Here is an 8,227-nt window from a genome sequence, read left to right as displayed (position 1 = left end):
GTTTCGGGGGCGGCGGTTCGTCGGGCGGTTGGTGAAACACGGCAGGTCATAACAATAGCGAGCAGGCATTCATAACCATGGCATTACTGACGGAACACGAACAACGCAAAGTCGCCGAGGCGATTGCCCGGGTCGAGCGCGACACCGACGCCGAACTGGTGACGGTGCTGGCGGCCCGCGCCGACGATTACGCTTACATCCCGCTGCTGTGGGCCAGTCTGCTGGCGCTGGTGGTGCCGGGTATCGTGCATTACCTGACCGGCTGGATGACCATGCACAGCCTGTTGCTGGTGCAATGGCTCAGCTTCATCGTGTTGTGCCTGGTGTTGCGTATTCCGAAAGTCACCACGCGCCTGATCCCGCGCTCGGTCCGTCACTGGCGTGCCTCGAACCTGGCGCGTCGCCAGTTCCTGGAGCAAAACCTGCACCACACGGTGGGCAGCACCGGCATACTGATTTTCGTCTCCGAGGCCGAGCGTTATGTGGAGATCCTGGTGGATGAAGGGATTTCCAAACGGCTGGACAACAAGAACTGGGACGCGATTGTGGCGGTGTTTACGCAGCAGGTGAAGGAGGGGCAGACGTTGCAAGGTTTTATCACCTGCATCGAGGCATGCGGCGAGTTGCTCAAGGTGCATGTGCCGGTGACCCAGGTGAGGAATGAGTTGCCGAATCGGTTGGTGGTGTTGAGCTAGATCAAAAGATCGCAGCCTTTGTAGGAGCTGCCGAAGGCTGCGATCTTTTAACAATCCTGACGGATACACCGATTCTGCACCGTTCGGGAAAATACCCGTGCCCTCGCACCCCATCCCCCCTAAAATACTCGCCATTCCCCGATTCGCACCGCCCGAGGCCGTTTTTTCCATGTCTGTCACCGCCACTCCCGCCAGCCTCGCGCCGGATCACCACGCCCAGTTCATCGACCTGCTGCAAACCAGCCTCGACCAGAACGCCTTCATCAAACTGGTGCTGGCCAAGTACGTCGGTGACGAAGCGGATTTGCAGCGGGTGATCATCAAGCAACTGACGGTCAAGGATCAGCCGTGCCTGTCCTTCGTCTATCGCTACAAAACCCGCGACATCACCAAGAACCTGCCGCTTGCCGAAGGCGTGGCGACCATTGCTGCGCTGTTGCCGGCGTCGTTCAAAAATGCGCATTTACTGTCATTGACCGACGAAGCCCAGCTCGAATACAGCAAAAAGGGCAAATCTTCGCTGTTCAAGAGCAAACCTCAGCAATTGCGTGAAGTGCCGTCCGCCGAGCACAACCGCGAGAAGAACCGTTTCCTCGACCTGAGCCGGCCGTTCCTCAAAGACCTCGGCGTGACCAACGCGCAGCATGAGCTGATCCCGGCGATGTCGCGCAAGTGGAAGCAGATCAACAAGTTCATCGAGGTTTTCAGCCATGCGCTGACCTCCTCCCCGCTGGCGCTGGACAAACCGGTGCGGGTGGCGGATTTCGGCTCGGGCAAGGGCTACCTGACGTTCGCGATCCACGACTACCTGCGCAACACCTTGAAAGCCGAAGGCGAGGTGACCGGCGTCGAGCTGCGTGAAGACATGGTCAACCTGTGCAACAGCGCCGCTGCGAAGCTGGAGCATCCAGGGCTGGTGTTCAAATGCGGTGACGTACGCAGCGTGGCGCCGAGCGAGCTGGACGTGATGATCGCCCTGCATGCCTGCGACATCGCCACCGACTATGCGATTCACACCGGCATTCGCTCCGGCGCTTCGATCATCATGTGCTCGCCGTGCTGCCACAAGCAGATCCGCCTGCAGATCCAGAGCCCGGTGTTGCTCAAGCCGATGTTGCAATACGGTCTGCACCTGGGCCAGCAGGCGGAAATGGTCACTGACAGTTTGCGTGCACTGTTTCTGGAAGCCTGCGGTTATGAGACCAAGGTGTTCGAGTTCATTTCACTGGACCACACCAACAAGAACAAGATGATCCTGGCGGTCAAACGCGCCGAGCCGGTGGACCCGGCTCAGCTGTTGGTGAAGATTCAGGAACTGAAGGATTTCTACCACATCAGCGAGCATTGCCTGGAAACATTGCTGCGGGCTGACGGCCTTCTCTAAATCTGTGGGAGCGAGCCTGCTCGCGAAGGCGGCTTAACTGTCAGCATAAGTGTTGAATGTCATGGCCCCTTCGCGAGCAGGCTCGCTCCCACATGGGGTTTGATTGCGGTCTTGCGCCCCAACATCACCGTCACGATCACCCCGGCCGCAAACAGCCAGGTCATCGGCTCGACGTGCTCACCGAAGAACAGCGCCGAAAACGCGATGGTGAAGAAGATCTGCAGCAACTGGATCTGACTGACCCGGGCAATGCCACCCATGGCCAGCCCGGCGTACCAGGCAAAGAACCCGATGAACTGCGAAAACAGCGAGACGTAACCGAAGGCCCACCAGGTCTTGGCCGAAATTTCGCCCTGATGTTGTAGCGCCAGGTACAGCACCGGCCCGATCAGCAGCGGCGTCGACAGCACCAGCGCCCAGCAGATCACCTGCCAGCCGCCCATCTCCCTGGCCAGCCGGCCACCTTCGGCATAACCCAACCCGCCCACGGCAATTGCGCCGAGCATCAGCAAATCGCCGGCCTGAATACTGCCGGCACCGCTGATCAGCGCATAACCGAGCACCAGCGCACTGCCCAATGCGGCGCAAGCCCAGAACGCTTTCGACGGTCGCTCATGGGACAGCCACGCGGCATACAGCGCCACGCACAGTGGTTGCAGGCCGTTGACCAGTGCGCCATGGGAGGCGGGCAGCGTCTGCATGGCCCAGGCCGACAGCACCGGAAACCCAAGGATGACCCCGGCGATCACCAGCGTCAGGCCTTTGACCTGTTTCCAGGTGGGCCATTTTTCCCGGCGCCACAGCAACAGCAGCGCCGCCGGAATCGCCGCGAACAGCGCACGGCCGAGGCCGTTGAGCAGCGGATGAAGTTCCTGCACGACGATGCGGGTGAAGGGCAGGGTCAGGCTGAAGATAACGACGCCGAGCAGGCCGAGGGCCATGCCGGTGTTTTCGCGCGAGGACATGATGGCAACCAGAATCGAAGGTGGCGGGAAGAGCCTTTATCTAGCCATAAACACTGGGTATGCCGCTGTTACAGCTAGGCGCAAAGATAGGCGTACAGTTTGAGGACGCTTTCGCGGGCAAGCCCGCTCCCACAGGTCTTGTGCCGTTCTTGCGGCCGATGCAAAACCTGTGGGAGCGAGGCTTGCCCGCGAAGAACGATAACGCGGTCCATCAGGTAGTAACGGGTTATTACCCGACCCGCCGGATAAGGACTACCTTGAATACTCCTGCATGCCCACGCATTTCCCAGAGGAGTCTTCCCCATGGCGGCTAAAAAAATTCTGATGCTGGTCGGCGATTACGTCGAAGACTACGAAGTGATGGTGCCGTTCCAGGCGCTGCTGATGGTTGGTCACACGGTACACGCCGTTTGCCCGGACAAAACCGCCGGCCAGACCGTGCGCACGGCGATCCATGACTTCGAAGGCGACCAGACCTACAGCGAAAAACCCGGTCACCTGTTTGCCCTGAACTTCGATTTCGCCAAGGTAGACGCGGCGGACTACGACGCGCTGCTGGTGCCGGGCGGTCGTGCGCCGGAATACCTGCGCCTGAACGAAAAAGTCCTGGAACTGGTGCAAGCGTTCGACAAGGCCGGCAAACCGATCGCTGCCGTGTGTCACGGCGCGCAACTGTTGGCTGCGGCAGGCATTCTCGAAGGCCGCGAGTGCAGCGCCTATCCCGCGTGCGCCCCGGAAGTGCGCCTGGCTGGCGGCACGTTCATCGATATCCCGGTGACGCAAGGTCATGTTCAAGGCAATCTGGCCACTGCACCAGCCTGGCCGGCGCATCCGAGCTGGCTGGCCGGTTTCCTCGGGTTGCTGGGCACCAAAATCACGCTGTAACGAGGGACCTGTCCATGTGCGAGCTCTACGTCAAGGCCGATCCGATTCTCTACGAGTCGCGCTCCCGCTCGCTACGCATCTGCGGGGTGGTGACCACCCTGCGGCTGGAAAATCAGTTCTGGGACATCCTCAGCGAAATCGCCGAGGTCGACGGCATGACCACCAATCAGTTGATCGCCAAGTTGTATGAAGAGGTGATGGACTACCGTGGCGAAGTGGTGAATTTCGCCTCGTTCTTGCGGGTCAGCTGCATGCGTTACCTGAGCCAGCGACGGGTGCAGGCCCCGGAGTTGTCGGTGGTGCGGGCGGTGGTGAAATAGAATCGATCTTGAGGACGCCTTCGCGGGCAAGCCTCGCTCCTACAGGTTTGTGTTGGACGCAAACCAACCGAAAACCTGTAGGAGCGAGGCTTGCCCGCGAAGGGGCCGGTACAGGCGACAGAAATCCTGGCTTGGTCTTTACTCTGAAGCGCGAAACCTCTCAATCGCCAAGGAGAACGAGCATGTCTGGATGGTACGAAGTGAGCAAAACCGTTAATGGCCAATTCAAGTTTGTATTGAAAGCAGCCAACGCCGAAACCATTCTGACCAGTGAGCTGTATACCTCTCGCGGTGCGGCCGATAGCGGTATCGCCTCGGTTCAGGCTAACAGTCCGCTGGACGAACGCTACGAGAAAAAAAACACCAAGGACGGTCATCCTTACTTCAACCTGAAGGCCGGTAACCACGAGATCATCGGCAGCAGCGAATCCTACTCATCCGATGCCGCGAGGGATAAGGGCATCGCCAGCGTCAAGGCCAACGGCCCGACCTCGGTGATCAAGGACAAGACCTTGCCGGTGCTCTGACACAAGGCCCTCAATTGGTTTTCAGCAGGTGGGGATTCAAAAGATCGCAGCCTTCGGCAGCTCCTGCGCCAATCCAGGTAGGAGCTGCCGAAGGCTGCGATCTTTTGATCTTGACCTAAACCTCGACTGGAACTGTGAGCTTCGGGCTGCCCAATGCATGCGTCTTCGAATCAAAAAACCGCAACGCTACACCCGTCCCCTCAAACACCTTCGCGTAATGCCGCTTCTGATGCTGAATGAACGCCTTGCTGCGCGGGTAGATCGAGATCGCCACGGTCTTCGGCTTCGCCTGTCGCAACGCATGAATGATGTGACTGTCCTGCTCGCCAAGGGCATGCCCGAAGATGCACAGCCCATCGCCATGACCCAGTAACTGGTCGTAACAGAACGACAGGTAATCCGAGCTGCGAATAGTCTTGAGCTTGTCCTGGACCGGGCCTTCGTTGACGAACAGCGGCACGTCGTCGAGGGTCTTGATCGTATTGTTGATGGCGAAACTGCCCAGCAACGTACCCTCGGTCGACATCAGTTTGCGCGCCGTGCCGTCCTGATTGCGCACCAGATGCAGGCCACCGTGCAAGTACAGCAGCCGGGTTTTGTCTGTCGCGGTGATGCTCAGATCAAAGTGCGGCTCGGTGCCCTGGAACAGATCGGTAATGACGTCAGGCCAGTGCTGGATCGCCCAGTAATTGAGCAAGTCGTAATTGGTGGTGAACACCGTCCGATAGCTGCCCAGTTCCTGATTGATCGTCGCCAGGGTCGAGGCCTGTACCAGCCGCCAGGGAATGTGCACCGCATGCACGGTGTTGATCAGCGCTTCCTTGATCGCGTAATAGCGATTGCGCGGCGCGGCAGAGCTGACGGCCAACGCCTTGTTGACCCGGCTGGTGGTTTTCAGCGCCCCAAGCACCTGTTCGAAACTACGTGTCTGCATCGCGTCGAACACGCTCAATTCGGATTGGCTCAGAGGCTTTTCTTCGACGGTGCGAGCGTTTTCGAACAGCGAGTCGTAGCCGAAGTCGTCCCATACCACACGGCTGGCGCCATTACCCACCAGCAGGCCGCCGAACGAGGCGGCGGTGCGCAAGGTGTTCCAGTCTTCAAGTTGGGCATCGACATCCTGGAAATCGGTCATTGCGTTAGTTGTCTCAAAGCAAAAGGTCTGATGGACGGCGACTTTATCACGCCCCGGTGTTGAGCCAGATCAAGGTACGGCGTGACTGATCGGTCGACCCTGTGCGCACCCGCCAAATCGGTGCTGTCGATTCGGCTTAAGCCAGGAGACTTATGCATGAGCAGTACGTTTTTTATCCCCGCCGTGAACATCATGGGCACCGGTTGCCTGGATGAAGCCATGGACGCCATTCGCAAGTATGGTTTTCGCAAGGCGCTGATCGTCACCGACGTCGGGTTGGCCAAGGCTGGCGTCGCGGGCATGATCGCCGAGAAGTTGGCGGCTCAGGACATCGACTCAGTGATCTTCGACGGCGCCAAACCCAATCCGAGCATTGCCAACGTCGAACGTGGCCTGGGTCTGCTCAAGGAAAGTCGCTGTGATTTCGTGGTGTCTCTGGGCGGCGGCTCGCCTCATGACTGCGCCAAGGGCATTGCCTTGTGCGCCACCAATGGCGGGCAGATTCGTGACTATGAAGGCGTCGATCGATCGGCCAAACCCCAACTGCCGCTGATCGCGATCAACACCACCGCCGGCACTGCCAGCGAGATGACCCGTTTTTGCATCATCACCGACGAATCCCGTCACGTGAAAATGGCCATCGTCGACCGCAACGTTACGCCGCTGCTGTCGGTCAACGACCCGGCGCTGATGGTGGCCATGCCCAAGGGCCTGACTGCCGCCACCGGCATGGACGCACTGACCCACGCCATCGAGGCGTACGTCTCCACGGCAGCCAACCCGATTACCGATGCCTGTGCGCTGAAAGCCATTACGTTGATCAGCAGTAATCTGCGCATGGCCGTGCGCGATGGCAGTGACATGATCGCGCGGGAAAACATGGCTTACGCGCAGTTCCTCGCCGGTATGGCGTTCAACAATGCATCCTTGGGTTATGTCCATGCCATGGCTCACCAGTTGGGCGGGTTCTACGACTTGCCCCATGGCGTGTGCAATGCGGTGCTGCTGCCCCATGTGCAAAGCTTCAACGCGCTGGTCTGCGCCGATCGCCTGACCGATGTTGCCCGCGCGATGGGTGCTGACATTCGTGGGTTCAGCTCGGAAGAGGGTGCCCAGGCGGCGATCGCGGCCATTCGCAACCTGGCCAGGGACGTGGAAATTCCCGCCGGTTTACGCGAGCTCGGTGCCAGGCTCAACGACATCCCGGTGCTTGCCGTCAATGCGTTGAAAGACGCCTGCGGACTGACCAATCCACGGGCGGCGGATCAGCGGCAGATCGAGGAGATTTTCCGCAGCGCGTTTTAACCAGGGCACGGTTCGGGCGTAAAGAACGCTATGCTGCGATCTCGTCCGAGCCGACATTACCGAGTGCCTGATGCTGCAAAAAAGCCTGATCCGCCGCCTCGACCTGATCACTCTCCAACTGTTTGTGGCCGTCCACGAAGAGGGCACCTTGACCCGTGCTGCCGCCCGCGAAGCCATCGCGGTGTCGGCGGCCAGCAAGCGGCTGATGGAGTTGGAGGAGGCGTTTGGTATCAGCCTGTTCGTGCGTCAGGCCAAGGGCATGACCCTGACGCCGGCCGGTGAAACCCTGCTGCACCATGCCCGGCAGATGCTGTTCAATGTCGAAAAAATGGGCCTCGAATTGGGCGAGCACAGCCACGGTGTACGGGGTTATGTGCGGATGCTCGCCAACCTGTCGGCGATCATTCAGTTCCTGCCCGAAGACCTGCGAGACTTTTCCGAGCGCCATCCGCAGGTCAAGACCGACCTCGAAGAACGCCCCAGCAGTGGGGTGATTCAAGGCGTGCTCGATGGCGTGGCGGACCTCGGGATCTGCTCCAGCGACAGTGATGTCAAAGGCCTGCACAGTGTTCTTTATCGCCGGGACAAACTCATGGTGTTGATGCCCGCCGATCATCCGTTGGCGAGTCGTTCGACCCTGGCTTTTGCCGATACGCTGGACAGCGATTACGTCGGCTTGCACGCCGCCAGTTCCATCAACATGCGCACCCATGCCGCCGCGCGCAAGGCCGGCAAGGTACTGAGGCTGCGGATTCATGTGCCGGGGTTCGACGCCATGTGCCGGATGGTTCAGGCCAACATGGGCATCGGCATCCTGCCGCAAAAGGCTTACGAACTGTTTGGCCGGGCGTTGGGTTTGCACGCGGTGCCGCTGACGGATGACTGGTCGGATCGCGCGTTGATTCTGGTGGTGCGCGATGAAGCGGCGCTGTCGCCGGTGAGCCGGATGTTGTTTGAGCAGTTGCGCGGGGTGGTCTGACAGTTCCCTATTGGATGGGCCGGCTTCATCGC

At 59.7% G+C, this 8,227-nt stretch carries 9 protein-coding genes; 7 read left to right on the top strand and 2 right to left on the bottom strand.

Going from position 1 to position 8,227, the window contains the following annotated elements; translation table 11 throughout:
- Nucleotides 1-77: 77 nt before the first annotated feature.
- Nucleotides 78-695 carry a TPM domain-containing protein gene (locus KGB14_RS17335; protein ID WP_223487976.1) on the top strand — a complete coding sequence of 206 codons (618 nt, stop codon included), beginning with the start codon at nucleotides 78-80 and terminating at the stop codon, nucleotides 693-695.
- A 169-nt stretch (nucleotides 696-864) separates the two neighbouring features.
- Nucleotides 865-2,079, top strand: a complete 1,215-nt coding sequence (locus KGB14_RS17330; protein ID WP_223487975.1) for a class I SAM-dependent methyltransferase — start codon at nucleotides 865-867, stop codon at nucleotides 2,077-2,079.
- 59 nt (nucleotides 2,080-2,138) lie between these two features.
- Here KGB14_RS17330 and KGB14_RS17325 read toward each other — a convergent pair whose 3' ends face one another.
- Nucleotides 2,139-3,044, bottom strand: coding sequence for a DMT family transporter (locus KGB14_RS17325; protein ID WP_223487974.1), 906 nt, complete (start codon nucleotides 3,042-3,044; stop codon nucleotides 2,139-2,141).
- A 303-nt stretch (nucleotides 3,045-3,347) separates the two neighbouring features.
- On the opposite strand from KGB14_RS17325, the gene KGB14_RS17320 reads away from it, so the two are divergent.
- From KGB14_RS17320 to KGB14_RS17310, 3 genes are all read left to right on the top strand, one after another.
- Nucleotides 3,348-3,929, top strand: a complete 582-nt coding sequence (locus tag KGB14_RS17320) for a DJ-1/PfpI family protein (protein ID WP_223487973.1) — start codon at nucleotides 3,348-3,350, stop codon at nucleotides 3,927-3,929.
- A gap of 14 nt (nucleotides 3,930-3,943) precedes the next feature.
- On the top strand, nucleotides 3,944-4,249 hold the full coding sequence (locus KGB14_RS17315; RefSeq protein ID WP_007935755.1) for a ribbon-helix-helix domain-containing protein: 306 nt from the start codon (nucleotides 3,944-3,946) through the stop codon (nucleotides 4,247-4,249).
- 182 nt (nucleotides 4,250-4,431) lie between these two features.
- Nucleotides 4,432-4,776, top strand: coding sequence for a YegP family protein (locus KGB14_RS17310; protein WP_223487972.1), 345 nt, complete (start codon nucleotides 4,432-4,434; stop codon nucleotides 4,774-4,776).
- 115 nt (nucleotides 4,777-4,891) lie between these two features.
- Here the strand turns inward: KGB14_RS17310 and KGB14_RS17305 are convergent, their stop codons facing one another.
- Entirely contained in the window at nucleotides 4,892-5,911 is a 1,020-nt protein-coding gene (locus KGB14_RS17305) for a DUF4917 family protein (RefSeq protein ID WP_223487971.1), read from the bottom strand.
- A 156-nt stretch (nucleotides 5,912-6,067) separates the two neighbouring features.
- Here KGB14_RS17305 and yiaY point away from each other — a divergent pair, with 156 nt between their 5' ends.
- Together yiaY and KGB14_RS17295 are read left to right on the top strand one after the other, a co-directional pair.
- A complete protein-coding gene (gene yiaY, locus KGB14_RS17300; RefSeq protein ID WP_223487970.1) occupies nucleotides 6,068-7,216 on the top strand; it encodes an L-threonine dehydrogenase in 1,149 nt (382 codons plus the stop codon).
- 70 nt (nucleotides 7,217-7,286) lie between these two features.
- The gene (locus KGB14_RS17295) at nucleotides 7,287-8,195 is read left to right on the top strand and encodes a LysR family transcriptional regulator (RefSeq protein WP_223487969.1); all 909 of its coding nucleotides are present in this window, start codon (nucleotides 7,287-7,289) and stop codon (nucleotides 8,193-8,195) included.
- Nucleotides 8,196-8,227: the final 32 nt, after the last annotated feature.

The organism is Pseudomonas sp. A-RE-19 (assembly GCF_019956555.1).
In the GTDB taxonomy this organism is placed as follows: Bacteria; Pseudomonadota; Gammaproteobacteria; order Pseudomonadales; family Pseudomonadaceae; genus Aquipseudomonas.
This window is presented reverse-complemented; position numbering and strand designations above follow the sequence as displayed.